29 protein-coding genes are annotated in these 24,985 nt (G+C 66.4%); 12 read left to right on the top strand and 17 right to left on the bottom strand.

Annotated features, from left to right (window positions below):
• Window positions 1-45: 45 nt before the first annotated feature.
• From gshB to FHP89_RS15675, 5 genes are all read right to left on the bottom strand, one after another.
• Window positions 46-996 carry a glutathione synthase gene (gshB, locus tag FHP89_RS15655; protein ID WP_144174767.1) on the bottom strand — a complete coding sequence of 317 codons (951 nt, stop codon included), beginning with the start codon at window positions 994-996 and terminating at the stop codon, window positions 46-48.
• Window positions 996-1,253: a hypothetical protein gene (locus FHP89_RS15660; protein WP_144174590.1), complete on the bottom strand. Its 258-nt coding sequence runs from the start codon at window positions 1,251-1,253 to the stop codon at window positions 996-998. The genes gshB and FHP89_RS15660 overlap by 1 nt, the downstream gene beginning before the upstream one ends.
• Window positions 1,250-2,548: a glutamate--cysteine ligase gene (gshA, locus tag FHP89_RS15665; RefSeq protein ID WP_144174598.1), complete on the bottom strand. Its 1,299-nt coding sequence runs from the start codon at window positions 2,546-2,548 to the stop codon at window positions 1,250-1,252. Before gshA ends, FHP89_RS15660 begins: the two co-directional genes overlap by 4 nt.
• Before the next feature lie 162 nt (window positions 2,549-2,710).
• Entirely contained in the window at window positions 2,711-3,568 is an 858-nt protein-coding gene (locus FHP89_RS15670; RefSeq protein WP_144174603.1) for a GGDEF domain-containing protein, read from the bottom strand.
• Between the two features lie 10 nt (window positions 3,569-3,578).
• Window positions 3,579-4,073, bottom strand: coding sequence for a protoglobin domain-containing protein (locus FHP89_RS15675; RefSeq protein ID WP_144174605.1), 495 nt, complete (start codon window positions 4,071-4,073; stop codon window positions 3,579-3,581).
• Between the two features lie 162 nt (window positions 4,074-4,235).
• Here FHP89_RS15675 and FHP89_RS15680 point away from each other — a divergent pair, with 162 nt between their 5' ends.
• A complete protein-coding gene (locus FHP89_RS15680; RefSeq protein ID WP_144174607.1) occupies window positions 4,236-4,586 on the top strand; it encodes a DMT family protein in 351 nt (116 codons plus the stop codon).
• Here the strand turns inward: FHP89_RS15680 and FHP89_RS15685 are convergent.
• On the bottom strand, window positions 4,579-5,199 hold the full coding sequence (locus FHP89_RS15685) for a 2-hydroxychromene-2-carboxylate isomerase (RefSeq protein WP_144174609.1): 621 nt from the start codon (window positions 5,197-5,199) through the stop codon (window positions 4,579-4,581). The two genes, FHP89_RS15680 and FHP89_RS15685, sit on opposite strands and share 8 nt — an antisense overlap.
• A 194-nt stretch (window positions 5,200-5,393) precedes the next feature.
• A complete protein-coding gene (locus FHP89_RS15690) occupies window positions 5,394-5,744 on the bottom strand; it encodes a DUF2917 domain-containing protein (protein ID WP_144174611.1) in 351 nt (116 codons plus the stop codon).
• Window positions 5,745-5,863: 119 nt separating this feature from the next.
• Here FHP89_RS15690 and FHP89_RS15695 point away from each other — a divergent pair, with 119 nt between their 5' ends.
• Window positions 5,864-6,781 (top strand): LysR substrate-binding domain-containing protein, encoded by a 918-nt coding sequence (locus FHP89_RS15695; RefSeq protein ID WP_144174614.1) that lies wholly within the window; start codon window positions 5,864-5,866, stop codon window positions 6,779-6,781.
• Between the two features lie 58 nt (window positions 6,782-6,839).
• Complete coding sequence (locus FHP89_RS15700) at window positions 6,840-7,895, top strand: PLP-dependent cysteine synthase family protein (protein ID WP_144174616.1); 1,056 nt, start codon at window positions 6,840-6,842, stop codon at window positions 7,893-7,895.
• On the opposite strand, the gene FHP89_RS15705 is transcribed toward FHP89_RS15700, so the two are convergent.
• Window positions 7,892-9,070: a benzoate/H(+) symporter BenE family transporter gene (locus FHP89_RS15705; RefSeq protein ID WP_144174618.1), complete on the bottom strand. Its 1,179-nt coding sequence runs from the start codon at window positions 9,068-9,070 to the stop codon at window positions 7,892-7,894. The two genes, FHP89_RS15700 and FHP89_RS15705, sit on opposite strands and share 4 nt — an antisense overlap.
• A gap of 149 nt (window positions 9,071-9,219) precedes the next feature.
• On the opposite strand from FHP89_RS15705, the gene FHP89_RS15710 reads away from it, so the two are divergent.
• The gene (locus tag FHP89_RS15710) at window positions 9,220-9,753 is read left to right on the top strand and encodes a hypothetical protein (protein WP_144174620.1); all 534 of its coding nucleotides are present in this window, start codon (window positions 9,220-9,222) and stop codon (window positions 9,751-9,753) included.
• Window positions 9,754-9,830: 77 nt separating this feature from the next.
• Window positions 9,831-10,790 carry an N-acetyl-gamma-glutamyl-phosphate reductase gene (gene argC, locus FHP89_RS15715; protein ID WP_144174622.1) on the top strand — a complete coding sequence of 320 codons (960 nt, stop codon included), beginning with the start codon at window positions 9,831-9,833 and terminating at the stop codon, window positions 10,788-10,790.
• A gap of 65 nt (window positions 10,791-10,855) precedes the next feature.
• Here argC and FHP89_RS15720 read toward each other — a convergent pair whose 3' ends face one another.
• The 3 genes from FHP89_RS15720 to FHP89_RS15730 all read right to left on the bottom strand — a co-directional run bounded on the left by FHP89_RS15720 (window position 10,856) and on the right by FHP89_RS15730 (window position 14,233).
• Window positions 10,856-12,547: an ABC1 kinase family protein gene (locus FHP89_RS15720; RefSeq protein WP_144174624.1), complete on the bottom strand. Its 1,692-nt coding sequence runs from the start codon at window positions 12,545-12,547 to the stop codon at window positions 10,856-10,858.
• Window positions 12,547-13,197 carry a DUF6781 family protein gene (locus FHP89_RS15725; protein ID WP_144174626.1) on the bottom strand — a complete coding sequence of 217 codons (651 nt, stop codon included), beginning with the start codon at window positions 13,195-13,197 and terminating at the stop codon, window positions 12,547-12,549. The genes FHP89_RS15720 and FHP89_RS15725 overlap by 1 nt, the downstream gene beginning before the upstream one ends.
• Before the next feature lie 142 nt (window positions 13,198-13,339).
• Complete coding sequence (locus tag FHP89_RS15730; RefSeq protein WP_144174628.1) at window positions 13,340-14,233, bottom strand: LysR family transcriptional regulator; 894 nt, start codon at window positions 14,231-14,233, stop codon at window positions 13,340-13,342.
• A 122-nt stretch (window positions 14,234-14,355) separates the two neighbouring features.
• Here FHP89_RS15730 and FHP89_RS15735 point away from each other — a divergent pair, with 122 nt between their 5' ends.
• Window positions 14,356-15,483 (top strand): alkene reductase, encoded by a 1,128-nt coding sequence (locus FHP89_RS15735; RefSeq protein WP_144174630.1) that lies wholly within the window; start codon window positions 14,356-14,358, stop codon window positions 15,481-15,483.
• Between the two features lie 66 nt (window positions 15,484-15,549).
• Window positions 15,550-16,563, top strand: coding sequence for a zinc-binding alcohol dehydrogenase family protein (locus tag FHP89_RS15740; RefSeq protein WP_144174632.1), 1,014 nt, complete (start codon window positions 15,550-15,552; stop codon window positions 16,561-16,563).
• Window positions 16,564-16,675: 112 nt separating this feature from the next.
• Here FHP89_RS15740 and FHP89_RS15745 read toward each other — a convergent pair whose 3' ends face one another.
• Window positions 16,676-17,305, bottom strand: a complete 630-nt coding sequence (locus tag FHP89_RS15745) for a CHRD domain-containing protein (protein ID WP_186300211.1) — start codon at window positions 17,303-17,305, stop codon at window positions 16,676-16,678.
• Between the two features lie 241 nt (window positions 17,306-17,546).
• Between FHP89_RS15745 and FHP89_RS15750 the strand changes: the two genes are divergently transcribed.
• The gene (locus tag FHP89_RS15750; RefSeq protein ID WP_144174636.1) at window positions 17,547-18,449 is read left to right on the top strand and encodes a DMT family transporter; all 903 of its coding nucleotides are present in this window, start codon (window positions 17,547-17,549) and stop codon (window positions 18,447-18,449) included.
• Between the two features lie 27 nt (window positions 18,450-18,476).
• Here FHP89_RS15750 and FHP89_RS15755 read toward each other — a convergent pair whose 3' ends face one another.
• The 3 genes from FHP89_RS15755 to FHP89_RS15765 all read right to left on the bottom strand — a co-directional run bounded on the left by FHP89_RS15755 (window position 18,477) and on the right by FHP89_RS15765 (window position 20,329).
• On the bottom strand, window positions 18,477-18,785 hold the full coding sequence (locus FHP89_RS15755; protein ID WP_144174638.1) for a YciI family protein: 309 nt from the start codon (window positions 18,783-18,785) through the stop codon (window positions 18,477-18,479).
• A gap of 72 nt (window positions 18,786-18,857) precedes the next feature.
• The gene (locus tag FHP89_RS15760; RefSeq protein WP_144174640.1) at window positions 18,858-19,520 is read right to left on the bottom strand and encodes a cupin domain-containing protein; all 663 of its coding nucleotides are present in this window, start codon (window positions 19,518-19,520) and stop codon (window positions 18,858-18,860) included.
• A 50-nt stretch (window positions 19,521-19,570) separates the two neighbouring features.
• Window positions 19,571-20,329 (bottom strand): SDR family NAD(P)-dependent oxidoreductase, encoded by a 759-nt coding sequence (locus FHP89_RS15765; protein WP_144174642.1) that lies wholly within the window; start codon window positions 20,327-20,329, stop codon window positions 19,571-19,573.
• Window positions 20,330-20,458: 129 nt separating this feature from the next.
• On the opposite strand from FHP89_RS15765, the gene FHP89_RS15770 reads away from it, so the two are divergent.
• Both FHP89_RS15770 and FHP89_RS15775 read left to right on the top strand, forming a co-directional pair.
• Window positions 20,459-20,797 carry a winged helix-turn-helix transcriptional regulator gene (locus FHP89_RS15770; protein WP_222105416.1) on the top strand — a complete coding sequence of 113 codons (339 nt, stop codon included), beginning with the start codon at window positions 20,459-20,461 and terminating at the stop codon, window positions 20,795-20,797.
• A gap of 122 nt (window positions 20,798-20,919) precedes the next feature.
• A complete protein-coding gene (locus tag FHP89_RS15775; RefSeq protein WP_144174646.1) occupies window positions 20,920-22,215 on the top strand; it encodes an N-acyl amino acid synthase FeeM domain-containing protein in 1,296 nt (431 codons plus the stop codon).
• Between the two features lie 138 nt (window positions 22,216-22,353).
• Here the strand turns inward: FHP89_RS15775 and FHP89_RS15780 are convergent, their stop codons facing one another.
• Together FHP89_RS15780 and FHP89_RS15785 are read right to left on the bottom strand one after the other, a co-directional pair.
• Entirely contained in the window at window positions 22,354-22,923 is a 570-nt protein-coding gene (locus FHP89_RS15780; protein WP_186300213.1) for a sigma-70 family RNA polymerase sigma factor, read from the bottom strand.
• An 11-nt stretch (window positions 22,924-22,934) separates the two neighbouring features.
• Window positions 22,935-23,570, bottom strand: coding sequence for an ArsI/CadI family heavy metal resistance metalloenzyme (locus FHP89_RS15785; RefSeq protein WP_222105417.1), 636 nt, complete (start codon window positions 23,568-23,570; stop codon window positions 22,935-22,937).
• A 35-nt stretch (window positions 23,571-23,605) separates the two neighbouring features.
• Here FHP89_RS15785 and FHP89_RS15790 point away from each other — a divergent pair, with 35 nt between their 5' ends.
• Window positions 23,606-24,022 carry a hypothetical protein gene (locus tag FHP89_RS15790; protein WP_144174650.1) on the top strand — a complete coding sequence of 139 codons (417 nt, stop codon included), beginning with the start codon at window positions 23,606-23,608 and terminating at the stop codon, window positions 24,020-24,022.
• A gap of 126 nt (window positions 24,023-24,148) precedes the next feature.
• On the top strand, window positions 24,149-24,889 hold the full coding sequence (locus tag FHP89_RS15795) for a YoaK family protein (RefSeq protein WP_144174653.1): 741 nt from the start codon (window positions 24,149-24,151) through the stop codon (window positions 24,887-24,889).
• Window positions 24,890-24,985: the final 96 nt, after the last annotated feature.

Consider the following 24,985-nt stretch of genomic DNA (forward strand, 5'->3'; position numbering starts at 1 on the left):
CCGCGCGGGCTGCCCAAGCGGTCACACTGGCGACACACGCGAGGCTCAGCCCGCCGAGCGGGCCTCGGCTTCGATCGTTTCGATGACCCGGGTGGCCACATCGAAGCCCTGCTGCTCATGGATTTCGACCATGCAGGTGGGGCTGGTGACATTCACCTCGGTGAGATGCCCGCCGATCACATCGAGCCCGACAATCAGCAGCCCGCGCGCCCACAGCGTCGGCGCCAATGCCTCGGCGATCTCGCGTTCACGCTCGGTCAAGGGCATCGCCACGCCACGCCCGCCGGCAGCCAGGTTGCCGCGCGTCTCGCCGGCTTTGGGGATGCGCGCCAGGCTGAAGGGCACCACCTCGCCGCCGATGATCAGCACCCGCTTGTCGCCCTCGCTGATCTGCGGCAAATAGCGCTGCGCCATGATGGTCTGACGGCCGAGATGGGTCAGCGTCTCGACGATGGCGTTGCGGTTGGGGTCGTCGGCGCGCACCCGGAAGATGCCGGTGCCGCCCATGCCGTCGAGCGGCTTGAGGATGGTGTCGCCCATGGCGTCGATGAAGGCATTGAGATCGCCCGCATCGCGCGCCACCAGCGTGGGCGCAGTGAACGCGGCGAACTCGGTGATGGCGATCTTTTCGGAGTGGTCACGCACCGCGCGCGGATCGTTGTACACCCGCGCACCGGCCTGCACCGCGCGTTCGAGCAGCCAGGTGGCGGTGAGGTATTCGAAGTCGAAGGGCGGGTCCTGACGCATCAGCACGGCGTCGAACGCGGTCAGCGCCACGGTCGAGGCCTCGCCCGCCACATACCAGGCCGCGTTGTCGGCGGTCGGGGTGAGCGCCAACGCGCGGGCCCGCACCTGACCGTCCAGCCAGTGCAGATCGGGGCGCTGGATGCTGAACACCTGATGCCCGCGCGCGGCGGCGGCGCGCATCATGGCGACGCTCGAATCCTTGTAGGCTTTGAGGTGTTCGATGGGGTCGAGGATGAAGGCCAGGCGCATCATTCGGTTCCGTCTTCAGGGGGTTCTTCATACAGCGGCGGGCGGACGGTGTGATACACCCGCCGCGCCACATACACGCTGGCGGCGAGCACGATCAGCCCGACCGGCAGCACCACAATGGCGCTGGCCACCGACAGCATGTGCTGCTCGGTGGTGGCCGAGGTGATCGACAGCACACCGATCAGCAGCACCAGGCCGGTCACCGCACCGCCGATCGCCGCGATCACGCCTGCGACCGGCGCGGGTACACGCCTCATGCGGCGGCTTCTTCCAGCACCACGGGGGCGGTTTCTTCGATTTCCACCGCGGCGGCCAGCAGCGCCAGGCGCGCCACCACGCCATAGGCGTAGAAGCGGTTGGGCGGTGCGTCCGGCCCTTGCTGAACGTCCGGAAGGGTGCAGCAGGTCTCGAAGGCCAGCGGCTTGAAGTGGGCGCCCGGCGCATTCAGGTTCTCGTCGCGGCCGCGTTCGGTGTGCACCCGGTAGAAGCCGCCCACCACGTAGTGATCCATCATGTACACCACCGGTTCGGCGACGGCGTCATCCACCGTCTCGAAGGTGTGCACGCCTTCCTGGATGATCACCTCGTGCACCTGCAGGCCTTCCTTGATGACGCTCATCTTGTTGCGCTGCTTGCGATTGAGGCCTTTTACCTCGGCCGCATCCTTGACCATCATGATGCCCATGCCGTAGGTGCCGGCGTCGGCCTTGACCACCACGAAGGGCTCGTCGTTGACGCCGTATTCCTGGTACTTGCTGCGGATGCGGGTGAGCAAGGTGTCAACCTGACTGGCCAGACACTCCTCGCCGGTGCGCTCCTTGAAATCGATCTGACCGCACACGCCGAACTCGGGATTGATGCGCCACGGGTCGATGCCGATATGCGCGGCAAAGTCCTTGGCCACCCGATCATAGGCGTGCGCGTGGTTGGATTTGCGGCGGCTGTGCCAGCCGGCGTGCAGCGGCGGAATCAGCCACTGACCGTCCAGGCCCTGCAAGGGCGCCGGGATCCCGGCCGACAAGTCATTATTGAGCAGCACCGCGCAGGGGTCGAAGTTTTTCACCCCCAGCCGGGTGCCACGGCGCTCCAGCGGCTCCAGCGTGAGCGTGGCGCCATTGGCCAGCTCGAGCGTGGTCGGCTCGGTGACCTCTGCCAACAGCGAACCGATGCGCACGTTCAGGCCGGTGAGCTTGAGAATCGACACCAGCTTGGCCACGTTCTGCAGATAGAACTGGTTGCGGGTGTGGTTCTCCGGAATCAACAACACATTGCGCGCGTCAGGGCAGATGCGCTCGATGGCCGACTGCGCGGCCTGCACGCACAGCGGCAGAAACACGTCGTTCAGGTTGTTGAAACCGCCGGGGAACAGGTTCAGATCCACCGGCGCGAGCTTGAAGCCCGAGTTGCGCAGGTCGGTCGAACCATAGAACAGCGGCGTCGTCTCCAGCCACTGGCTGCGGAACCATTGTTCGATTTCGGTCTGGTTGTCGAGGAACTGGCGCTCCAGTTCCAGCAAAGGGCCGGTCAGGGCCGTGGTCAGATGGGGGACCATACAAACATGCTCCAGACGCCTGATCGTGTCAGGCGAGGTCAGTCGGGTTATCGGCGCATCTTACTACGAAGGCGAAAAGCGGCCGGCGCGCGCGCCGCGCGAAGACTCAACAGACGCCTGGGGGGCGCAAAAGCTTACGCACGCATTTCGCGCGGCGCCAACTCAACCGAGCTCCACCCGGTTCCGCCCGCCTTCCTTGGCGCGGTAGAGTGCCTTGTCGGCGCGCTCCAGCGTCCGCATGGGGTCAGGGTGGCCTTCGAAACCGGCCAAGCCGATGCTCACCGCCAGACGGATTTCGTGCCCGTCGGGCAAGCGCGCGGCCTCGCCCGCGATGCGCTCACGCACCTTCTCGGCAATGACCTGTGCACGCGCAAGATCGACCTCGACCAGCACCACGGTGAATTCCTCACCCCCGTAGCGGAACACATAGTCGCCGCCGCGCACGCTATTGAGCAGCAACATCGCCGTATGTTGCAGCACCAGATCGCCAGCCTGGTGACCGTATTGATCATTGATCCGCTTGAAATGGTCGATATCAAGCATCATGACCGCAAAAGAATGACCGCCGGACGATCTGGCCAGGCGGTTTTCCCGACTCAGGATGACGTCGAGAAAGCGGCGATTCAACAGCTGCGTGAGCACATCGCGCCCCGCATCGAGACTCGCCAGGCGTTCGAACAGACTGCTGAGCAAGAACCGGAGCTGCGACGCGTGCGACTTTACTGCGTGGACCGTCTCCTGCGAATCCGTACTGCGCTTGCGGCCCAAGCGCAGCATGGGCAGCAGCACCGCGTCGATCTCCTTGACCTCGCGCTCGATCTGAACGCGCTCCTCGGCCCCCTGAAACACCGCCGCGCCTTTGTGATGCATCCACAGGCCAAACTCCGATTCGGCCAGCAGGGGCGTATCGGCAGACCGACAACCCGCCGCCACCCAATACAGAAATTGCGTCTCCCAGGTCAGCAGGGCCGCACGTTGACGCTCTCGCTCAACCAGCAGGTTTTGCCCGGTCGAAAACAAGCGATAGGCCTCATCGGAGCGGGCACCGACTTCTATAGGATCCGGTATACGCCGACGCCATGACCTCCAGCGGAATGCCGATCGAATCACTCACAAAACGTGCGGCCTCCGCCCATTCGGCGCGTTCGGTGAGCACATCTCCGTATTCGACAATGATCCGGTTGACGAGCCGGCGCGCGCCACGAGCAACAAACTCGACGGGCACGCCGATGCGCGCGTGGACTTCGCCCACATGCCGCTGCAGTGCGAACAATGCTTCGATATCGGTATCGGGCGAGGCGTCGAAGATGCGCCTGAGCCACAAGGCCATCGACGGCTTGAGGCGGTCTTCAACCTGCTTGTGCGACAGATAAAATCCGGTCGCCGGATCGGTCAGCATCTGGCTGTAGAAATACTCGGCCAGCTCACCTGCGCGACTTTCGATGAACGCGGCGAGCCGCTCGCGCACCGGTAGCGGTGTCTCGTCGTGGAGGGCTTGCCATTCGCCGATCAGCACTTCCGACATTACGTCCTCAATTGCAGCCTGGTCACCCGACGGTCACCCGCCTGCGCTAGCGTGTGTGAGCCCATTCTACGGCCATTCACCCTGCCCGCTGGCGCCCCTGTGCGAGCGCATCGGGCCGGCGCATAATTCGCAGCCCGTGTCCGGCCCGCAACGTCTCCCGCCATGAACTCCATCCTCACCAGCATCGGTCTGCTCTTCTGTAGCAACGTGTTCATGACCTTCGCCTGGTACGCCCACCTCAAGGAACTCAACGGCAAGCCCTGGCTGATCGCCGCGCTGGTGAGCTGGGGCATTGCGCTGTTTGAATACCTGCTGCAAGTGCCCGCCAACCGGATCGGTTACACCGTGATGAGCGTCGGGCAGCTCAAGATTTTGCAGGAAGTGATCACCCTGTCGGTGTTCGTGCCCTTCTCCGTGTTCTACCTCAAGGAGCCGCTCAAGCAGGACTACCTGTGGGCGGGCCTGTGCCTGCTTGGTGCGGTGTATTTCATGTTCCGCGGAAAGCTCAACTGAGCGCGCCACTGCCCGAGGCCACCGCCCAGGCCAGCGCGTCTTCCAGCCGATCATTCCCCCAGAACATCTCATCGCCGACAAGCAAGGTGGGCGCACCGAAGATGCCGCGCTCGGCGGCCTGCTCGGTCTGCCGGCGCAAGGCCAGCTTGTTGGCCGGCGCCTGCGCCGCGTCGATCAGCTGGGCGGCGGGCAGATCAAGCGCAGAGAGGATGTCGACGATCACCTCTGGCTGACCGATATCGCGGTCCTCGCCGAAATTGGCACGCATCGCGGCGCGGGCAAAATCGGCTATCCATGGCTGATCCTGCCCGAGCATGGCCACGCGGGCCGCGAGCAGGCCGTTGCGCGGAAACTGGCTGGGCAGGCGGAAGGGGATGTCGTACTTGGCCGCCAGCCGCGCCATGTCGCGCCACATGTAGCGCCCCTTGGGCGGGTAGATATTGAAGGGCGAATCGTTCCAGCCCAGACTCAGGAACACCGGGCCGAGCAGAAAAGGGCGCCAGTGCAGCGTCACGCCCGCGGCACGCGCGGCGGATTCAACGCGCATCACGGCGAGGTAGGAATACGAACTGGCGAACTCGAACCAGATCTCGACAGGCTGCGGGGCGCTCATGGGACCGGCGTCTCCTTGAAGAATTCACATGGCGCGGCCACCGTCTCGGACAAGGCTTTGTCAGACCACGCTTATCCGCAGCATAGTCCGAGCCGACCGCCAGCACATCCTCACCGCGGCAGCCGCCGCCGGGCGGCGTACGTTGCCGGCCGCCCCCCTTGCGCTTCGCGGGGGCGCGGCCGGTCGGTGCGGAATCAATGCTGCGGCAGCGACCGCATGTACTGTCGCACGGCGCAACTGGCGCGACTGCTCCAGCGCGGGTCAAACAAGCCGACCAGCCACCGAGCAAACGAGGGGCGCTGGGCAGGTACCGGGCGGCGGGTGATCAGCACCTCGGCGCCGTCGCTGGCGGTCATCACCGTGGCGGTCGGCAAGTCCAGCACCACGGACTGTCCCGGCTTGAGCAAGACATCGCGATGATCGCCGTATTGGGTGATCCACACGCCGCCGGCCTGGCAGCTGACTTCGGCATAAGCCATCTGGGCCAGCACCAGCGTGGTGCGGGGGGTCAGGGTGACGGTTTCGCATGCAATGACTTCAGCCATGATGGCATCCTCCGGTAGCCCCCGACAGCCGCGAATCCGGCGTCGGGTTGATCGAAGTATCGTCAGCAGCTAGCCTGTGGACAAACGGTCAATTTGCATTGCATGGATGCATAAAACGCATGGATAGCTCACTGCTCCGGCTGCCCCCGCTTGATCCGCTGCGCGGCTTTGTCGCCGCCGCGCGCCATCTGTCCTTCACGCACGCGGCAGAAGAACTCTGCTTGAGCCAGTCGGCCATCAGCCGGCAGGTGCAGACGCTCGAAGCTGCCCTCGGCACGCCGCTGTTCGTCCGCGGCGTGCGCAGCCTCGCCCTCACCGAGGCCGGCGCCCGACTGGCCGGTGCCGCCGAACAGTGGCTCGTCGAGTACGGCCGCCTCGCCGCCCGGCTGCGCACCCCCGAGCGCCCGACCGTCACCATCTCGGCCGGGGTCGGCGTGTCGGCGCTGTGGCTGGTGCCGCAACTGCCCGACTTTCAGGACGCGCACCCCGACATCGAAGTGCGCATCTCCACCTCCAACCGCGTGGTCGATCTGCTGCATGAGGACATCGACCTGGCGCTGCGCTATTGCGCCGACCGAGACGCCCCGGACAACGCCTGGCGGCTGTTCAGCGATACCCTGGTGCCGGTCGCCCACCCCGCCATCGGCAAGGGCCTCGTGCTCGACCGGACCACCCTGCCACAGCATGTGCTGCTCGATTTCGACGATGCGCGCTTCCCGTGGCTCAGCTGGTCGCCCTGGCTGACCGCCCACGGGCTCGACGACGTGCGCCCGCGCGGTCGCATTCGCTTCAACCACTACGACCAGCTCATCCATGCCGCCGCCTCGGGCCAGGGCCTGGCGATTGGCCGCAAGGAAATGATGGGCCCGCTGTTCCGCGAAGGCCGGCTGATGCCGCTCGGCAGCGACCGCCACCCCATGACCGGGCGCGGCTTCTGGCTGGTGCCCGCGCCCGGCGTTCTGCACCCGGCGGCCGAGGTATTCGCCGCCTGGATTCGCGCCGTGGCGGCGCGATGCCCCTCGCCGGAAGCCACTTGACCCCTGTACCGTCGCCCCCCGACAACGCACACCCCTCGCGCCCGCTCAAGGACAACCCATGACCCCCTGGATTCACGACGCCCTGCGCAAGATCGACGCCGACTACCAACGCTCGGCCGACACCCACCTGATCCCGCTGACGGTGCCGTCCATTGCGCCGATCCAGCTCTATCTCAAGGATGAGTCGACGCACCCGACCGGCAGCCTCAAGCATCGGCTGGCGCGCTCGCTGTTTTTGTACGGGCTGTGCAATGGCTGGATTCGCGAGGGCACGACCATCGTCGAGGCCTCCTCGGGCAGCACCGCGGTGTCCGAAGCCTATTTTGCCCGCCTGCTCGGCCTGCCCTTCATCGCCGTGATGCCGGCCACCACCTCGCAGAAGAAGATCGACCAGATCAGCTTCTACGGTGGCCAGTGCCACCTGGTCACCACCCGCGACATCTACGCCGAAGCGGCGCAGCTGGCGGCGGCCAATGGCGGACACTACATGGACCAGTTCACCTACGCCGAGCGCGTCACCGACTGGCGCGGCAACAACAACATCGCCGAATCGATCTTTGCCCAGATGGCCGCCGAGCCCGACCCGATTCCGCGCTGGATCGTGGTCAGCGCCGGCACCGGCGGCACCTCGGCCACCATCGGCCGCTTCCTGCGCTACAAGCGCTTTCACACCGAACTATGCGTGGCCGACCCCGAAAACTCGGTGTTCTACGACCATTTTCTCGACCCCAGCAGCTCGCCCACGCTCGATGTCGGCTCACGCATCGAAGGCATCGGCCGGCCGCGCGTCGAGCCGTCCTTCAACCCCTCGGTGGTCGATCTGATGATCAAGGTGCCCGATGCGGCCAGTCTGGCCACCATCCATCTGCTCGACACCCTGCTCCAGCGCAAGGCCGGCGGCTCGACCGGCACCAACCTCTACGCCGCTTTTCAGCTGTGTGCCCGCATGAAAGCCAAGGGCGAGACCGGCAGCGTGGTGACCATGCTGTGCGACGCCGGCGAGCGCTACCTCGACACCTATTACAACCCCGAATGGATCGCCCGCCAGGGGCTGGATCTGGCGCCCTACAACGCCAGGCTGGAACACTTCATGGCGACGGGCGAGCTGGATTAGGCTGACGCGGCGGGTTTCTTGAGCGCCACCAGCGTGAGCCCGCCCAGCACCAGCCCCCAAAAGGCCGAGCCGATACCGAACAAGCTGATGCCCGAGGCGGTAGCCAGGAACGTCACCAAGGCCGCCTCGCGGGTGTCGTCCGCCTTCACCGCCAGCGACAAGGCATTGCCGATGGTGCCCAGCAAGGCCAGCCCGGCCACCGCCAGCACCAGCGCCTTCGGGAAGGCCGCAAACAACGCACCGATGGTCGCGCCGAACACCCCCAGCAGCACCGCAAAGCCGCCCGAGAAGATCGCCGCCACGTAGCGCTTTGCCGGGTCTTCGTCGGCCTCAGGCCCCATGCAGATCGCCGCGGTGATGGCGGCCAGGTTGATCGCAAAGCCGCCAAACGGCGCCAGCACCAGCGTAGCCACGCCGGTGGTGGTGATCAGCGGCGAGATCGGCGGGTGATAGCCGGCCGCGCGCATCACGGCCACGCCCGGAATGTTCTGCGAGGCCATAGTCACGATGAACAGCGGCAGCCCGACGCCGATCAGCGTCTGCCAGTTGAAGGCCGGCGTCACCCACACCGGCGTGCTCACTGCCAGCTGCACGGTGTCCAGATGCAGCGCGCCGGTGAGGGCGGCAATGGCGGTGCCGATCGCCAGCACCATCAAGATCACATAGCGCGGCCACCACCGTTTGAACACCAGATAGGCCGCGAACATCGCCATCACCAGCCAGAAGTTCGTCGTCAGTGACACGAACACATCCATGCCGAAACGCAGCAACACGCCCGCCAGCATCGCTGCCGCCAGCGCGATCGGCAGGCGGTGCATGGCCCGCTCGAACCAGCCGGTCACACCAAACAGCGTGATCAGCGCGCCACAAAACACAAAGGCACCCATCACCTCGGCCATCGGCACGCCGCTCAGACTGCCCACCAGCAAAGCCGCGCCCGGCGTGGACCAGGCCGTCACCACCGGCACCTTGTAGCGCCACGACAACATGATCGTGGTCAGCCCCATGCCGACCGCCAACGCGCCGATCCACGACGACACCTGGGCCGGGGTGGCACCGGCTTGCTCGGCCGCCTGAAAGATCAGCACCGCCGAACTGGTGAAACCGATCAGCACCGTCACAAAACCGGTCACCATCGCCGACAAGGGAAAAAACGGACGGACGGACGTGCTCATATCACCAGCCTGAAAGGATCTCCGGCAAGCATACGACAGCGCCCGGCGCCAACACAGGACACTTGCTTCAACAGCCCCCGGGCCACCTAGGCCCCCGCGCGCCGATGGCGAGGCTAAAATTCGCCCACTCTTCGCCGTAAACCTCTGTCATGCCCTCACGCCAAACCCCAGTCTCGCCCGTCGCCCGCTGTTTCCCGCTGCCAACCGCGGCGTGCCAAGCGGCGCTGGCGCTTGCCGCCGTGCTCGCACTGGGCGGCTGCGCAACCCTCCAGACGGCGGTCGACACGGTCAAGGCCAAGCTCCCGGCGCCCGCGGAGCCCGCTGCGGAAACACGCGAGCCCGAGGCCCCCGCTGCCGAAGTCAAACCCGTCAAGCCCGTCGCCAAACCTGCGCGCAAGCCGCTCCCCGCCCCGGCCGCAGACCCCACCCCGCCGCCGCCCAAACCCGTCATCCGCAGCGCCCCCAAACCCACGATTGCCGGCCCGGCGTGGCTGGCCAAATGCGCCGACATCCAGAGCGCCGGCGGGGCGGTGCGCTGCGACGCCGACAGCCTGCTCGCCCGCCCCTCGGCCACCGTACAGGTGTTCACCCGCGACCCGGCACTGGCGGTCAAAGCCAGCAGTGGCGACATCACCCTGCGCCCCGGCCTGCCGCGCCGCTATCGCTTCTTCGTATTGCCCTGAACGCGCCGGCCATTTGGCGGCGCGCCCATCCGGGCTAGAATGGCGTTTTGAATTCACGCTCGCAGCGGAGCCCTGCCATGACTTACAAGGTATTCATCGACGGCCGTCACGGCACCACCGGACTGAAGATCGACGAGCGCCTCGCCCTGCGCGACGACGTCGAAATCCTGACCATCCCCGACGCCCAGCGCAAGGACGCCACGGTCAAGGCCGAGTACATCAACAGCGCCGACGTGGTCTTCCTGTGCCTGCCCGACGCCGCCTCCAAAGAGTCGGTGTCGCTGCTCAAGCCCGACAACACCCGCACCCGCTTCCTCGACGCCAGCACCGCCCACCGCACCAACCCGGACTGGGTGTATGGCCTGCCGGAGCTGAACCCCGGCCACCGCGAGCGCGTGCGCACCGCGCAGAAAGTGGCCGTGCCCGGCTGCCACGCCAGCGGCTTCATCATGCTCATGCATCCGCTGGTCGCCGCCGGCATTGTGCCCACCGACTACCCGGCCACCACCTACTCGATCACCGGCTACAGCGGCGGCGGCAAGGAAATGATCGCCAGCTATGAAGACGCCGGCACGCTGGGCGACGCCATGCTGAGCCCGCGCTTCTACGCGCTCGGCCTCGCCCACAAGCACCTGCCCGAAATGCAGACCCTCACCGGCCTGGCCAACAAGCCCTTGTTCACACCGATTGTCGGCAACTTCGCGCAGGGCATGGTGGTGGCTGTGCCGCTGCTGCCGCGCCTGCTCACCAAGCCGGTGGCCGCTGCCGACCTGCAGCACTACTTCGCCGAGTACTACGCGGGCGAGACCTTCATCAAGGTCATGCCGGCCGACGCCACGCCGCTGCTCGACAACGGCTTTTTGCCGGCCACCGAGTGCAACGACACCAACCGCGCCGAGATCTTCGTGTTCGGCCATGGCGAGCAGATCCTGCTCGCCGCGCGCTTCGACAACCTCGGCAAGGGCGCCTCGGGCGCCGCCATCCAGTGCATGAACCTGATGCTCGGGGTGGACGAAGCGACCGGGCTGGCGGTGTAAGCCGCAGCGCCCCCGTCAGCGAACCCGGCCTGCGCGCCGGGTTCTTTTTTGCCTGCCGCCGGCGCTCACTCCTTGTTGCTGCGCCGGATCGACAGCAGCAACCACACGCCACCGACCACCGCGCCGAGAAAGCCGAGCAGCGCATAGGTGGACAGCCCGGCCAGCAGGCCTTCGCCGGCCACGGTCATGACGATCGAGGTGCCGATAATCAACGCGGCGGTGACGATGCCGACGGTCAGCCGGCTCACCGCGCGGTCGATGCGATCGCCAAAGTGCTTGAGCGGCAGCACCTCGACCTCGACCCGCAGCTTGCCGCGCTTGGCCGCGCGCAGCAGTGCGCTGAGGTCTTGCGGCAGGCCGGCGATCAGGTCGGCCGCGCCACGCGCCGCACGCCAGCCGCGCCGGGCCAGCGCCGCGGGCGACTGGTGGGCGATCATGGTGCGTTCGAGGTAGGGCGCCGCTTCGCCGGCCATGTCGAAATCCGGGTCGAGCTGCCGACCCATGCCTTCAAGCGAGATGAAGGCCTTGATCAGCAAGGCCAGATCCGCCGGCAGCGTCAGCCGGTTGTCGCGCAGGATGGCCACCAGATCGGCCAGCATGCCGCTCAGGCTGAGGCGCTTGAGCGGCACGCCCTTGTACTGGTCGACGAAGGCGTCGATCTCGTTGTGCAGGCGCGCCGGATCGGTGTCGGCACCCAGGTCTTCGCCCTCGCGCCAGTCGAGCAAAATGGCCGCGACCGTTTCCGAATCGCCGCTGACCAGGCCGTGCATCAGCGTCGCCACCTCGTAGCGTCGCGCCTCGGACAGCCGACCGACCATGCCGAAATCGATGAAAGCGATGCGGTTGCCCGGCAGGTAGAAGACATTGCCCGGGTGCGGATCGGCGTGGAAGAAACCATCCTCCAGCGTCATCTTCAGCACCGCATCGGCGCCACAGCGGGCGAGTTGCTTGCGGTCCAGCCCGGTGGCGTCGACCGCCCCCAGGTTGCGCCCCGGAATGCCGGCGATGTAATCCTGCACATTCAGCCGCTCGCCGCTCCACTGCCAGTGGATGGCCGGGATCACGATGTCCTCGTGATCGGCGAAGTGCGCGCGGATGCGCTCGGCGCTGCGGCCCTCGGCAGCAAAATCGAGCTCGCGACGCAGCGACACGGCAAACTCGCGCACGACCGCCTGCGGGTGATAGCGGTGCAGCTCGGGCATGTCGGCGTCGATGATCTCGGCCAGCCGGGTCAGCAAGCGCAGGTCGGCCTCGACGGTCGGGCGGATGCCCGGGCGACGCACCTTGAGCACCACCTCGCGGCCATCGTGCAAGGTGGCGCGATACACCTGCGCCAGCGAGGCGGCCGCCAGCGGCTGGGTGTTGAGTGCGGCAAAAGCGGCCTCGGGCGCCTCGCCCAGGTCTTCGGTGAGCTGGGCGCGCACCGCCTCGAAGGGCACGGCAGGCGCGGCGTCCTGCAATTTGCTGAGCTCGTCGATCCATTCCGGTGTGAACAGGTCCACCCGGGTGGCGAGAATCTGGCCGAGCTTGACGAAGGTCGGGCCGAGGTCTTCGAGCGCGCGGCGGGCACGTGCCGGCGGCTCGAGGCGGGCCAGCTCGTCGGGCACCTGCCAGTGCAAGACCTTGCCGGCCTTGCCCAGGGCATCGGCCATCCCCAGCCGACGCACCAGATCGCCAAAGCCGTAGCGAATCAGCACGCCGGCAATATCCTGGGCGCGCGACAAGTCGCGCGCCGCCCCCACCGCCTGCCAGAACATCAGTCCCGATCCGGCGCATCAGGCGCCTGCAGACGATCGGCCACGCCCTTCAGAAAGCCGGCCGCAATCCCGGCCAGCAGCGCGCCTTGCTGACGCAGGGTGTGTGCCCCGGCCTGCATCTGCTCCTGGGTCATGTCCGACATCGCCTGTGCCAGCTGCGACACCGCCCCCTGCACCCGGCCGCCAACCGCCGTGCCGCTGCTGCGGGCATGCTCGGCGAGGCTGTGCAGCGTGTCGCGCACATGGCCGGACGACTGCCGGGCCGCGTCGCCGAGGGTTTCGATGAACAGCTTTTCGAGCGAGCCGAGGTCGTCCAGCGACTGCTTGAGGCTCTGCTTCGAGAACTCGCTGCTGCGGCTGGCCGCCTCCTGCATCGCCAGCGTGGTGGCCTCGGCGGCCGAGGCCAGCGCATCGTCGAGGCCCGTCATGGCTTCACGCAGCGCGTCGGCGTTGCGCGGGTCGGGGCGTTCCACGCCCTGCTTCGCGCCGCGCACCACCGCATCCATCACCGATTTGAGCGCCGCGCTGTCGAGCTGACCTTCCGACAACACCTTGAGCGTGATCTGCCGCACCCGCGCCGACACATCCGCCACCTCGTCGGCGACGGCGGCTTCGACATCGCGTGCAATCTTGTCCGTATCCTGCGTCATGACTCCCTCCGCTTGTGGTCGAAATGCGTGATATCAGCAGGCGCGCCACGGCCGGTCCGAGACCGCGCCCAAGCTCACTTACAGCATATCAGCGCCTGCCGATAGACGGGCCCGCGCCGCGGCAAACGGTCGCTCAGGGCGCTCACAAGGCCGCCAGCCGCAGGCTCAGAAACTCGCGCAGCTGCTGCACCACCGGACTGAGCTGACGACGGTCGGCACACAGCAGATTAAGCGGCGCCGACTCGCCCAGCCAGTCCTGGCACACCGCCACCAGCCGACCGGCGTGCAGATCGGTCTCGACATCGAGTCGCGATTTGTAGGCCAGACCCCAGCCGCCCAGCGCCCAGCGCCGCACCACGTCGCCATCGTCGGACACACGATCGCCACGCACCGCCACCGACGTCTCCTGCCCGTCGCGGAAGAAGCGCCAGCGGTCATGCACCGCATCACCCAGCAGGTAACACAAGCAGTTGTGATCGGCGAGTTGGGCGGGCGCCGTCGGCGTGCCATAACGCACCAGGTAGTCCGGCGAAGCGCACAGCACACGCCGGTTGTCCGGCAGCAAGGGCAGGGCGACCAGGCTGGAGTCAGGCAAGCTGCCGTAGCGAATCGCCAGATCCACCGGCTGGCGATAGACATCCGCCAAGCGATCCGACACCTGCAGACGCAGTTCGACCTGCGGATGCGCTGCCTGAAACGCATCCAGCCAGGGCAACAACACGTTGCGCCCCAGATCCGACGGCAGCGACAGCTGCAACACACCGCGCACCACGCTGCGCCCCGAGGCCAGTGCCTCGCGCCCATCCGCCAGCAAATCCAGCGCCTGCCGACAATGCAGCAAGAACACCTCACCCTCCGCCGTCAGCCGCTGACTCCGCGTCGAGCGCACGAACAAGGCCGCCTGCAACGTGGCCTCCAGCCGCTTGAGCGCCGCACTGGCGGCAGCCGGGGTGAGATCCAGCCGCCGCGCCGCAGCCGAGAGGCTGCCAAGCTCTGCGGTGCGGACAAAGATCTCCAGATCCTGCAAACCCTTCATTTTCAAAAATCTCTATCAAATAAATCAAACAGCCAGTGGTTTTTCAATTGACTCGCAGTCTTGATGATAGCGACATGCTGTCAGCACGGCAGCCCCGTTCGAAAAACAAGGAAACCCCGCCCATGCTCGCGCCCGCCCTGTTCTCGCCACTCCGTCGCCGCGGTCTGGCCCTGCCCAACCGTATCGTGATGGCGCCGATGACCCGCAGCCGCGCCGCGCAGCCGGGCGACATCCCGACCGCGCTGATGGCCGAGTACTACGCCCAGCGCGCCAGCGCCGGTTTGATCATCAGCGAGGCCTCGCAGATCTCTTGCCAGGGCCAGGGCTACAGCCACACGCCGGGCATCTACAGCGCCGCGCAGATCAACGGCTGGCGGAAAGTCACCGAAGCGGTGCATGCCGCGGGCGGGCGCATGGTGCTGCAGCTGTGGCATGTGGGGCGGATGTCGCACCCGGTCTTTCACGACGGCGCGCTGCCGGTGGCGCCCTCGGCGCTGGCGCCCGACGCCCAGGTGTGGGTGGTGGGCAGCGACGGTATCGGCCGCATGGTCGATTGCCCCACGCCACGCGCGCTGGAGACGGCGGAGATAGCCGACATCGTCGAGGACTACCGGCGCGCCGCGGGCAACGCCATGGCCGCCGGCTTCGACGGGGTGGAAATCCACGCCGCCAACGGCTATCTGATCGACCAGTTCCTGCGCAGCACGTCAAACAACCGCACCGACGCCTACGGCGGCAGCATCGACAAGCGCGTGCGCTTTCTCGAAGAAGTTGCGCTGGTCGTCGCCCACGAAGTCGGCGCGGCCCGCACCGGCGTGCGTCTGGCGCCTTACATCACCGCGCGCGGCATGGCCTGCCCCGACATCATCGACACCATTCTCGAAGCGGCCCGGCGGCTCGACGCGCTGGACATCGGCTACCTGCATCTGTCCGAAGCCGATTGGGATGACGCCCCGCAAGTACCGGAAGACTTTCGCCACACGCTGCGGCGTCACTTCGACGGCGCCATTCTTGTGGCCGGTGGCTATGACGCCGAACGTGCGCAGGCCATCGTGCAGGCAGATCTGGCCGACGCCGTGGCCTTCGGGCGCCCCTTCATCGCCAATCCGGATCTGGCCGCGCGCATTGCCCACGACCACCCCCTCGCCGATTTCGACCCGACAACGCTTTTTGGTGGCGACGCTCGTGGCTATTCAGACTACCCGCCACGCCACGGCAGCCCGCAGCTCACCGCCAAGGCCGACGCCTGAGCGGCACCGAATGTCGCATTTTCACCCGCCGCACCTGATCTCGAACACCCACCGGAACCGATTCAAATGAAAGCCATTGCCTATCAAAAGTCCCTGCCCATCGACCACGCCGACGCGCTGCAGGACATCACCCTGCCCGACCCGGTCGCCACCGGTCACGACCTGCTGGTCGAGATCAAGGCGATCTCGGTGAACCCGGTCGACACCAAGATCCGCGCCAACGTGGCGCCCGCCGAGGGCGACTGGAAAGTGCTCGGCTGGGACGCCGCCGGCATCGTGCGCGCCGTTGGCCCCGAGGTGACGCTGTTCAAGGCCGGCGACCGGGTGTGGTATGCCGGCGATCTGACCCGCCCGGGCACCAATGCCGAACTGCACCGGGTAGACGAGCGCATCGTCGGCCGCATGCCGGACAGTCTCGACTTCGCCCAGGCCGCCGCCCTGCCGCTGACCGCCATCACCGCCTGGGAGATGCTGTTCGACCGCCTGCAGCTGGTGCCGGGCAAGCAGGCCGCCCCCACGCAGCTGCTGATCATCGGCGCCGCCGGCGGAGTCGGCTCGATCATGACCCAGCTCGCCCGCCAGCTCACTGACGCGACCGTCATCGGCACCGCCTCACGCCCCGAAACGCAAGACTGGGTGCGCGAGCTCGGCGCCCATCACGTCATCGACCACCGCCAGCCGTTGGCGGCAGAAGTCGCCCGCCTCGGCCTCGGCCCGATCAGCCATGTGGTGAGCCTGAATCAGACCGAGCAGCACTTCGCGCAAATCGCCGAGCTGATCGCCCCGCAGGGCCGCTTTGGTCTGATCGACGACCCGGTCACGCTCGACATCAAGCTGCTCAAGCGCAAGAGCGTGTCGCTGCACTGGGAGTTCATGTACACCCGCTCGATGTTCCAGACCGCCGACATGATTGCCCAGCACCGCCTGCTGAGCGAGATGGCGAAGCTGGTCGACAGCGGCCGCCTGCGCAGCACGGTGGGCGAGCACTTTGGCACCATCAACGCCGCCAACCTCAAGCGCGCGCATGCCAAGCTGGAGACCAACACCGCGCGCGGCAAGATCATTCTGGAAGGCTTCTAAGCGTAGAAACGCCCGCGCCGGCATCGCCCTGGCGGGTAGATTCACGCCCGGTACCGGCGGTGCGATCCCCCTTGCGGGGCGCCGCTAGGCGGGCTGAAGGCCCCGAGCGGCATCACCGTTGCGCGGGTTTTTGCGTCCTGAGGCGCAGGGCACGCAAGCCCCGGCGCTGATAGCGAATCACCCCAAGCGCCAGCAGCGCCACGGCCAACAGCGCCAAGCCATCGGGTTCGGGCACCGGTACCGCGCGCAACTGCAAGTTGCCGCGGATCTCGCCGCCGGGGAAGGTCAAGGTATGCACATTGATATACACCTGCCCGGCGGCCAAGGCCGCGACCAGCGCCGCCTCAGACCCCGACACCGTGCCGCCCCCCGGACCACTGAAGAAGCCCGGTGCAAAGACGCTTGAATCGGTGAGATCAAACAAGCCGCTATAGGTCGCACCGGTCACCCCGCCCACGAAGCCGGTCAGGCCCACGGCAACGCCGGCATTGACGCCGGGCGCGGCGCAACAGTGCAGATGCGCGGCGATGGTGGCGCCGGTCAGCGCGGCAAAACTCAGATCCACCGACAGATCATTGGTGGTCGCGTCATAGCCCAGGGTGATCACACCCATCGCAGGCGATAGATTGGCAGGCGCCTCATTTGAGCCGGCCAGATTGGCGGTGTAGTACACCGGGTCCGCCCAGGCGGTGCCAAGGCACAGCGACAGGAGCGCCACACATCGGAAGACAAAACGCCTCATCGCCATCCCCTCGCCAAGCACCCGGTCATGCAGATCATGCGGGTTTGCATCACACCAAGCATAAGCAGCGCCAACTGCGCTATCCAATTGATTTTCAATCGCTTTCAATTTATCAAAGGCCACAGAACAGAGGGCACTGTAAAGCGCTTCGACACTTTTACCGGCGCGCATTGCCCCAAGGTCAACTTGCGCACCCCGGCCGGCTTCGATTGAATCGCAACACCATCACAGTGCCAAACTCATGACCCATACCCACCTCGACCCCCGCGCCGCCGCGCTGATGGTCCTCCTGTGCACCATCTGGGGGCTGCAGCAGGTGGCGATCAAGCTGGCCACACCGGACATGGCGCCGGTGCTGCAATCGGCCATCCGCTCGATTGGCGCCGTGGGCCTGGTGTGGCTGTGGGCACGGCATCGCGGCATCGACCTGCGCCTGAACGACGGCACGCTGCGCCCCGGCCTGCTCGCGGGGGTGCTGTTCGCGGGGGAGTTTGCGCTGCTGTACTGGGCGCTGCTCTACACCTCGGCCTCGCGCGGTGTGATCTTTCTGTACACCGCGCCCTTCATCGTCTCGCTGGCGGTGGTCTGGCGCCTGCCCGGCGAACACATGCGGCCGATGCAATGGGCCGGCCTCGCGCTGGCCTTTGCCGGCGTGCTGGCCTTGTTTGGCGAGGGCTTGCTCAAGCCGGCCGGGACCACCTGGATTGGCGACATGATGATGCTCGGCGCGGCGGTGTTGTGGGCGGGAACCACGCTGACGATCAAGTTTTCACGCCTCGCCAGTGCCGCGCCGGAGAAAACCCTGATCTATCAGCTGGCAGTGTCGGCCGCCGTGTTGTCGGCCGTCGCCCTGGCGCTGGGCGAAACGCGCGTGGGCGCAATCACGCCCACCCTGCTCGCCAGCCTTGGCTTCCAGATCGTGGTGGTCGCCGCCATCAGCTACGCGGCCTGGTTCTGGCTGATCCGCCACTACCCGGCCACCCGGCTGTCGGCCTTCTCGTTTCTGACGCCGGTCATGGGCGTGCTCGCGGGCGTGGTGTTTCTCGACGAGCCGCTGACGCCGGCGATCATGGCCGCAATGAGCCTGGTCGGCGTGGGCATCTTTCTGGCCAATCGGCGGCCGCCCATCCCGGCCAGTCACTAGGCGCTGCCGCACGCCCCGGACGTCGGGTCAGGCGACGGCCGCTTGCGGCGCGAACTCGGCCGGTATGCCCTCGGCACGCTGACTGGGCGCCCAGGCAATGATCTCGTAGGCGGCCACGCCGGCCACGTGAAACGGGTCTTCGGCCACCCAGGCCTCGACGGTTTCACGGCTGTCGGCACGCGCCATGATCACGCCACCGGTGCGCGGCTCGCGTGGCCCCGAGAGCAGAAAATGGCTGGCGGCGTAGTGGCGCGCCAGATAGGCGCGATGCGCGACCAAGTGGGCGTCGACCGCGCTCAGCGGGCCTTGGTAGGACAGCAAAATCAGATACAGCATGGCAGTTCCAGAAAGCGTTGAGGGGCACGCACATCGCGGAGCCCCCAGACTTTAGCTGGATTTTCGGGTGGCTTACGTCGCGACAGCCACCGGCAGATGCCCGGTCTTCACCCAGATCACCGTCTCCACTTCAACGAAGGGATGATGCGCGCTCAGGTGCGGGCTGCGCAGCCAGGTGCCGGCCGGGTAGCGGCCGTGCTCGTCGAGAAACACGCCGCTGAGCACGAAGATCTCTTCGCCACCCCAATGCCGATGCGGCACGAAACGCTCGCCCGCCGGCCATTTCACCAGCGCCACATGCTCGCCCTCGAATGCGTGCAGCGGCATCACCTGCAAGCCGCCCTGACCGGGCAGCCAGGCGGTGGTCGTGGTGTCGATGCAGACGCTGGCGGTGTCGCCCGGCGCAAACTGATGCAGCTTGACCAGCAAGGTGCAGCCCGCCGCGCTGAAGGGCGCATGGCCGCTGCCCGGCGGGTTGCGAAAGTAGGTGCCGGGGCCGAAGTCGCCATGCTCGTCGGAGAACACGCCGTCGAGCACCAGAATCTCTTCGCCGCCGGGATGTTCATGCCGGCTGAAACGCGCGCCGGCGTCGTAGCGCACCACGCTGGTGGCGTGGCCGCGCTCGGCGTCTTCGCGCGCCAGCGGTTTGCGCCACACACCAGGCATGGGGCTGGGCTGCCAGGGCACGGCGGCGGTGTCGATCGTCACCTGTCGGGTGAAGTCCATATTGAGCATTTCGTTGTTTCCCCGTTGAGCTCTGCAGTATAGAAGCCGTGCGGTCGGCGTCAGTTCCGCCCGGCCATCACGCCGCCGTCCACATCCCACACCGCGCCGGTCACCCAGGACGCCGCGTCGCTCAACAGAAACGCGATCACGCTGGCCACATCCTGCGGCTGGCCGATGCGGCCGATGGGGTGAAACCCATTGAAACCGGCCAACGCCGCGTCGACTTCGGCCGGGGCGATAAAGCCTTCGTAGATCGGCGTCTTCACCACGGCGGGTGACACCGCGTTGACCCGGATGCCATGCTCGGCCAGCTCCATCGCCAGATGCTGGGTCATCGCATGCAGCCCCGCCTTGGCCATCGAATACGCCGACGAGGGCGTGGCCTTGACCGCCTGCCGCGCCCACATCGAACCGATGTTCACCATCGCACCGCCGCCATGGCGCTGCATGTTGCGGGCCACTGCCTGGGTGATGAAAAAGGTCGCGCGATTGAGCGCCATGTAGCCATCGTAGTCCGCCGCCTCATGGGCGAGAAAAGGCTTGGGATTGAAGGTGCCGGCGGCATTCACCAGCGCGCCGATCGGCCGGGGCAGGGCATCGATATGCGCGACGAGCCGGTCGACATCCGCCGGCACGGTCAGGTCGGCCTGGAACGTATCCGCCGCCGCCAGCGTGGCCTTTGCCCTGGCCAGTTTGTCGGCCGAGCGCCCGACAATCATCACGCGATGCCCGTCGTCGGCGAGCCGCTGCGCGCTGGCCAGCCCCATGCCGCTGGCGCCGCCGATGATGAGTGCAGTGGTCTGCGTTGAGGTGTTCATGCTGTGCTCCTGAAGTCATTTATCGAGGTGGACACAGCTTAGGGGCGCACTTATCCTGTTGAAAAGTAAGCACAAATTGGTCTGGTAGGTACTTATTGGTCTATCTTGATGAATTCAAACGATAAAAAAATGCCCCGCCGTGTCGCCCCGGCCCGTAGTGCCCACATGGTCGAAGCCATCTTCGGCTGCAAATGGTCGCTCACGGTCTACCAGCTCCTCAAGAACGGCACCAAGCGCCCCGGCGAAATGGTGCGCAGTGTCGACGGCCTCACCACCAAAGTGCTCAATGACTGCCTGCGCCGCAACCTCGAATTCGGCATCCTCGAACGCAAGGCCTTCAACGAAGTGCCGCCGCGCGTCGAGTACGCGGTAACCCCCATGGGCGAGAAATTCATCCAGGTGCTCGATGCGCTCGAAGCCTTGCAGGACGAGATCAATGCCTCGTCTGCCGAGGCCGACCCCCGCTAGCCCGAATTGCTCGCCGCGAGTGAGGATTCTTTCGCCAGCGCGAGCCACGCGGGCTGGTACGATACCCACCTGCTGTGGCAACCCACTGAGCACCCGCGCCGCGCAGCGAGACCGCGCCTTCGATGAAAAAATTCTTCAAACGCTTCGCCCGTTCGGCTCTCGGCCCGCTGGTCCACTGGCTCCCGGCCAGTTGGCGCTTTGCGGCCTACAGCCGGGCGATTCGCTGCGAAACACAGCTGCCGGCCAAGATCGTCTTCAAGCTGGCCGAAACCCGCGAAGAACTCGAAGCCTGTTTCCATCTGCTCCACGAAGCCTATGTCGAGGCCGGCTTCATGAAGCCCGACGCCTCCGGCCTGCGCGCCACGGTCTATCACGCCCTGCCCACCACCTCGACGCTGCTGTGCCGCTCGGGCGACCGGGTCGTGGCCACTGTGTCGCTGGTGCGCGAAAGCGCCATGGGCTTTCCCATGCAGCGCATTTTCGACATCGCCGCCATCCGCGAAGCCGGCGGCAATATCGCCGAAGTGTCAGCGCTCGCCATCGACCGCCGCTTCCGCTCGGCCAGCGGGCGCATTCTGCTGCCGCTGCTCAAGTTCATGTATGAATACGCCACCCGGCAGTTCGACGCGCGCCACCTGGTCATCGCCGTCAATCCGCGTCATATCGGGTTTTACGAGGCCATCCTGTGCTTCCGCCGCCTCAAGCAGAGCCCCGTCGCCCACTACGATTTCGTCAACGGCGCGCCCGCCGTCGGCGCCCATCTCGACCTGGGCTCGGCGCCCACCGTCTTCCGGCGGCGCTACCACGGCCTGCCACCCGAAAAAAACCTGCACCACTACTTCACCAGCGCCAGCCTGCCCAATACCCAGTGGCCCACCAAGCGCTTCTACACCACCACCGACCCGGTCATGACGCCGGCGCTGATCGACCACTTTTTCAACGAACGCACCCAGGCCTTCGCCACCTTGCGCCTGCGCGAGCTCATGCTGCTGCACTCGATCTACGATCTGCCCGAATACAAGAGCGTGCTGCCGCCGGTGCCCGACGATGCCCCGCGCTCGGAGATGCGCCGCCGAACCCACCGCCGCTTCTCGGTCCGCTGCCCCGGGGAATTCTCCACCCGCCAGCTCGGCATCCGTCGCAACTTCGAACTCACCGTGTTCGAATGCTCCGCCACCGGTTTTCGCGTCCACAGCACCAGCCGGCTGCCGGCCGGCAGCACCGGCACGGTCATCCTCGAGCTGGGCGCCGCCGACTGGAGCGTGATGCGCGTCACCGTCCTGCGCCTCGGCTCGCAAGACCGCCACATCGCCCTGATCCGCATCGACCATGACGATCTGGCCTGGCGCAAGTTTGTCGGCGCGCTGGGCAAGGCGAGCACGCATGGCGATCTGGAAGAAGCGACCCGCTTCGTGTAACCCAGCAACGAGCCACGCGCCGGCACCCTGGCACGGCGACGCGCGGGTGACATGCCATGCGGTGTGCGCAGCGAAGCCCAAGCGTTGGTGACTCTGCATGTTGGGGGCTCTTCGACCGTCCACGCGGTGCGAATTCGGTCAGGCACACCCCTCGTCGCAATCATCGGAGGACCGACGATGATAGTCACTCACCAGGCCGTCTTTCATCTCCACATGACAGCACGCAAGAAGCCGCGCCTTGAGCATGTGGCGTCCGCGCGCAGCCCGGCTCTTGATCGCCGACACCGATACGCCCTGCTCCTGGGCCAGCGCGCGCAGCGGCCGGCCTTCCAGTTCCGTGGCGAGCAAGGTCTCCCGGTAGTGTGGCGGCAGCTGGTCGATGAACGCACGCAGGCAGGACGACAGATCGGTGTGCAGTTGCAGCCCGTCCGCGTCGGCGCTGATCGCCAGATCCTCGTCCAGCGCGTCGGTCGCCACCCCCCGGTGACGAAAATAATCGGCCACCCCGGTACGTGCCGCTGCGTAGAGCCACCCGCTCAGGTTCTCGATTGACCGCCCGGCCTGCTGCGAGACGATGGCCTTGACGAACACGTCCTGCAACACGTCGTCAACCTGCGCGGCGTCGGGCAGCCGCCTGCGCAAATAGCTGCGCAGGCTTTGCTGCAAGACCACAAAGGCGTCTTCGAGCGCGCCGTTTGCCGGCTTCATCCGCGCCATGCTCAGCCGCAGCAAGACCCGCCGGCCGCGGTCGTGGCCTCAGACGCGCAGCATCCGGCCTCGGTCGGCGCATCGGCGGCCGCGGACACACTCCGCGGCGCGCAGCAGTCCCCCGTCTTGGCAAGCCTGCCGCCGCCGAAGGTCTCGGTATCGGCCATGCTCAGAAAGTGTTCCCAGGCAATACCCTGGGGGTCGACGACCCAGTGCTTTTCACTCCTGGCGTAGCAGCAGGCTGCCTCGCCCTGATCAAACAGGGCATCCGCCGACGCGTCACGGGCGTGCGCCTCAAGCGCGCTCAGCTCCTCGGGGTGCTCGGCCTGCATGCCAAAGTGATCCACGCCGCTCGCCGCACCTCGCGACGAGATGGCGAAGTTGATGCGCGGATCGTCAAGCATCCATTTGGCGTAATCGGCCTTGTGTTTGCTCGGGCGCTGGCCAAACAGCTTGCTGTAGAAATCAATGTTCGCGGCGAGGTTGTCGACCGCGATATGGACATGGAAACGTTTCATTTTCGACTCCAGAGTGTGTTCCGACATGCATCGAAGGGTCGATACACCGGTATAGACGCGAAAAACAGGAAATGGTCGCAAAGACTTTCTCCGGCCATCCGGCTGGCAAGATCGCGCTTCAACAACCATGATGAAGGCAAGCTCCCCCAACCCTGGCCAAACCCATGTCCTCAACCCTGTTCGACCGCCTGTGCCACCCCACAGCGCAATCCCGCTCGGCCCGCACTGTCGAGGTCTTCGGCTGGATTCTGCTGCTGGAAGCGCCGCTGATCCTGTTCGCGCCGCATTGGGTGGCGGGCGTGTTGCAGTTGCCAGCGCTGAGCGATCAGGCGGCGAATTACTTTCGCCTGGTGGGGCTGCTGGTGGGTGGCCTGGGGATGTTGTATGTGGTGAGCGGGCGACTGGACGCGCGGGGTTTTGTGTTTGCGTCGCTGCTCGACCGGCCACTGGTGCCCTTCATCATGGCGGCGCTGTGGGGGTTCGGGATCGTGCCGGGGCCGCTGGCGCTGTTCTTTGCGGTGTCGGATGGGGCGAGTTTTTTGTGGACGCTGTCGGCGTGGCGAGCGGAGCGGCGCACCTAGATCGCTGGCGTGCGAAAATCCGGCTCGACGTCCGGGCGCTCGGGACGACGCCATCCTGGCACCCCCGGCCCACACGCCTGGCCCGCTGACCACCCCGACAAAACGCCATCCCCCCGTCCAACCCACATGCCCATTCATTACGCACGCAGCCTGACCAGCCACAGTCGATCCAGCCGTACCGACAAGCACCTGGGCCTTGCACTGGCCTTTGTGGCCGGCGCGGCCAATGCGGGGGCGTTTCTGGCCGTTCAGCGCTATACCTCGCACATGACGGGCATCGTGTCATCGATGGCCGACGATATCGTGCTCGGTGAATTTGGTCTCGCGCTCGGCGCCCTCGGCGCCTTGCTGTCCTTCCTGGCCGGCGCGATGGTGTCCACCCTGATGATCAACTTCGCCCGGCGACATGCCTTGCGCAGCCGCTACGCCTTGCCGCTGCTGCTCGAAGCCGCCCTGTTTCTGCTCTTTGGCTTGCTCGGCGCGAGCCTGTCGACGCTCAAGGGGCTGTTCGTGCCGATGACGGTGATGCTGCTGTGCTTCACCATGGGTTTGCAGAACGCGGTGATCACCAAGCTGTCGGGGTCGGTGATCCGCACCACACACCTCACCGGGGTCATCACCGACCTGGGCATCGAACTGGGCAAGCTCGTGTACTGGAACCGCGCCAGCGAACACGACGAACACGCTGTCGTTGCCGATCGGGCCCGGCTGGCAACCCTGGCCATGCTCTGCCTGTTCTTCCTGGTCGGCGGCATCCTTGGCGCGTTCGGCTTCAAGCACATCGGCTATCTGGCCACCGTGCCGCTGGCCGGCATTCTGATCTTTTTGTCCGCCATCCCGGTACTCGACGATCTACGCCGCGCCTGACAGCCCCGCACGGGTCGGGGCCCGACACAGCGCGTCGGCCAAAAAGTCGAAGCGCCTTCCGCCATCGGTGCTGGAACAAGGCGCGGCGGATGCGCT

Origin of the sequence: Denitromonas ohlonensis (assembly GCF_007625205.1) — a bacterium.
GTDB classification, from domain to species: domain Bacteria; phylum Pseudomonadota; class Gammaproteobacteria; order Burkholderiales; family Rhodocyclaceae; genus Nitrogeniibacter; species Nitrogeniibacter ohlonensis.

What these genes read in the sequence shown, in the direction of transcription:
- FHP89_RS15680 (WP_144174607.1), top strand. Translation starts at nt 4,236, where the DNA reads ATGAACTCCATCCTCACCAGCATCGGTCTGCTCTTCTGTAGCAACGTG.
- FHP89_RS15765 (WP_144174642.1), bottom strand. Translation starts at nt 20,329, where the DNA reads ATGAACACCTCAACGCAGACCACTGCACTCATCATCGGCGGCGCCAGC.
- FHP89_RS15745 (WP_186300211.1), bottom strand. Translation starts at nt 17,305, where the DNA reads ATGAGGCGTTTTGTCTTCCGATGTGTGGCGCTCCTGTCGCTGTGCCTT.
- FHP89_RS15705 (WP_144174618.1), bottom strand. Translation starts at nt 9,070, where the DNA reads ATGAGCACGTCCGTCCGTCCGTTTTTTCCCTTGTCGGCGATGGTGACC.
- FHP89_RS15770 (WP_222105416.1), top strand. Translation starts at nt 20,459, where the DNA reads ATGCCCCGCCGTGTCGCCCCGGCCCGTAGTGCCCACATGGTCGAAGCC.
- FHP89_RS15785 (WP_222105417.1), bottom strand. Translation starts at nt 23,570, where the DNA reads ATGGTTGTTGAAGCGCGATCTTGCCAGCCGGATGGCCGGAGAAAGTCT.
- FHP89_RS15685 (WP_144174609.1), bottom strand. Translation starts at nt 5,199, where the DNA reads ATGAGCGCCCCGCAGCCTGTCGAGATCTGGTTCGAGTTCGCCAGTTCG.
- FHP89_RS15775 (WP_144174646.1), top strand. Translation starts at nt 20,920, where the DNA reads ATGAAAAAATTCTTCAAACGCTTCGCCCGTTCGGCTCTCGGCCCGCTG.
- FHP89_RS15695 (WP_144174614.1), top strand. Translation starts at nt 5,864, where the DNA reads ATGGATAGCTCACTGCTCCGGCTGCCCCCGCTTGATCCGCTGCGCGGC.
- FHP89_RS15735 (WP_144174630.1), top strand. Translation starts at nt 14,356, where the DNA reads ATGCTCGCGCCCGCCCTGTTCTCGCCACTCCGTCGCCGCGGTCTGGCC.
- FHP89_RS15755 (WP_144174638.1), bottom strand. Translation starts at nt 18,785, where the DNA reads ATGCTGTATCTGATTTTGCTGTCCTACCAAGGCCCGCTGAGCGCGGTC.
- FHP89_RS15690 (WP_144174611.1), bottom strand. Translation starts at nt 5,744, where the DNA reads ATGGCTGAAGTCATTGCATGCGAAACCGTCACCCTGACCCCCCGCACC.
- FHP89_RS15660 (WP_144174590.1), bottom strand. Translation starts at nt 1,253, where the DNA reads ATGAGGCGTGTACCCGCGCCGGTCGCAGGCGTGATCGCGGCGATCGGC.
- FHP89_RS15700 (WP_144174616.1), top strand. Translation starts at nt 6,840, where the DNA reads ATGACCCCCTGGATTCACGACGCCCTGCGCAAGATCGACGCCGACTAC.
- gshA (WP_144174598.1), bottom strand. Translation starts at nt 2,548, where the DNA reads ATGGTCCCCCATCTGACCACGGCCCTGACCGGCCCTTTGCTGGAACTG.
- gshB (WP_144174767.1), bottom strand. Translation starts at nt 996, where the DNA reads ATGCGCCTGGCCTTCATCCTCGACCCCATCGAACACCTCAAAGCCTAC.
- FHP89_RS15750 (WP_144174636.1), top strand. Translation starts at nt 17,547, where the DNA reads ATGACCCATACCCACCTCGACCCCCGCGCCGCCGCGCTGATGGTCCTC.
- FHP89_RS15730 (WP_144174628.1), bottom strand. Translation starts at nt 14,233, where the DNA reads ATGAAGGGTTTGCAGGATCTGGAGATCTTTGTCCGCACCGCAGAGCTT.
- FHP89_RS15710 (WP_144174620.1), top strand. Translation starts at nt 9,220, where the DNA reads ATGCCCTCACGCCAAACCCCAGTCTCGCCCGTCGCCCGCTGTTTCCCG.
- FHP89_RS15760 (WP_144174640.1), bottom strand. Translation starts at nt 19,520, where the DNA reads ATGCTCAATATGGACTTCACCCGACAGGTGACGATCGACACCGCCGCC.
- FHP89_RS15795 (WP_144174653.1), top strand. Translation starts at nt 24,149, where the DNA reads ATGCCCATTCATTACGCACGCAGCCTGACCAGCCACAGTCGATCCAGC.
- FHP89_RS15740 (WP_144174632.1), top strand. Translation starts at nt 15,550, where the DNA reads ATGAAAGCCATTGCCTATCAAAAGTCCCTGCCCATCGACCACGCCGAC.
- FHP89_RS15675 (WP_144174605.1), bottom strand. Translation starts at nt 4,073, where the DNA reads ATGTCGGAAGTGCTGATCGGCGAATGGCAAGCCCTCCACGACGAGACA.
- FHP89_RS15725 (WP_144174626.1), bottom strand. Translation starts at nt 13,197, where the DNA reads ATGACGCAGGATACGGACAAGATTGCACGCGATGTCGAAGCCGCCGTC.
- FHP89_RS15790 (WP_144174650.1), top strand. Translation starts at nt 23,606, where the DNA reads ATGTCCTCAACCCTGTTCGACCGCCTGTGCCACCCCACAGCGCAATCC.
- FHP89_RS15720 (WP_144174624.1), bottom strand. Translation starts at nt 12,547, where the DNA reads ATGTTCTGGCAGGCGGTGGGGGCGGCGCGCGACTTGTCGCGCGCCCAG.
- argC (WP_144174622.1), top strand. Translation starts at nt 9,831, where the DNA reads ATGACTTACAAGGTATTCATCGACGGCCGTCACGGCACCACCGGACTG.
- FHP89_RS15780 (WP_186300213.1), bottom strand. Translation starts at nt 22,923, where the DNA reads ATGAAGCCGGCAAACGGCGCGCTCGAAGACGCCTTTGTGGTCTTGCAG.